Raw genomic sequence first — 655 nt, 5'->3', positions numbered from 1 at the left:
TCAACGTCATCGCCGACATGCTGGGCCTCGACAAGGCCGACCACGACCGCTTCCACGGCTGGTACACCAGCGTCGTCGCCTTCCTCGGCAACCTCTCGGGCGACCCGGACGTCACCGCCGCCGGACTGCGCACCCGGACCGAGTTCGCCGATTACATGATCCCCGTCATCCGCGAACGGCGCGCCCACCCGGGCGACGACCTGCTGTCCGGCCTGTGCACCGCGGAGGTCGACGGCGTGCGCATGAGCGACGAGGACATCAAGGCCTTCTGCAGCCTGCTCCTCGCGGCCGGCGGCGAGACCACCGACAAGGCCATCGCCTGCATCTTCGCCAACCTCCTCGCCCACCCCGAACAGCTCGCCGCCGTGCGCGAGGACCGCTCGCTCATCGACCGGGCGTTCGCCGAGACCCTGCGCTACACCCCGCCCGTGCACATGATCATGCGGCAGACGGCCGCCGAGGTCACCGTCAGCGGCGGCACGATCCCCGCCGGCGCCACGGTCACCTGCCTCATCGGCGCGGCCAACCGTGACGCGGACCGCTACCGCGACCCGGACCGCTTCGACATCTTCCGCGACGACCTGACCGCCACCACGGCCTTCTCGGCCGCGGCGGACCACCTCGCCTTCGCGCTCGGCCGCCACTTCTGCGTCGG

The 655-nt window shown here is 71.5% G+C and carries 1 protein-coding gene; it reads left to right on the top strand.

Annotated elements, in window-relative coordinates:
• Positions 1-655: cytochrome P450 (locus EAO77_RS38265; RefSeq protein ID WP_147992858.1), on the top strand; the 655-nt coding region annotated here is incomplete at both ends.

It is taken from the genome of Streptomyces sp. T39, from assembly GCF_008042045.1.
Taxonomy (GTDB): Bacteria; Actinomycetota; Actinomycetes; order Streptomycetales; family Streptomycetaceae; genus Streptomyces.
Note: the sequence above shows the minus strand (reverse complement) of the source record. Positions and strands in the feature narration are given on the sequence as shown.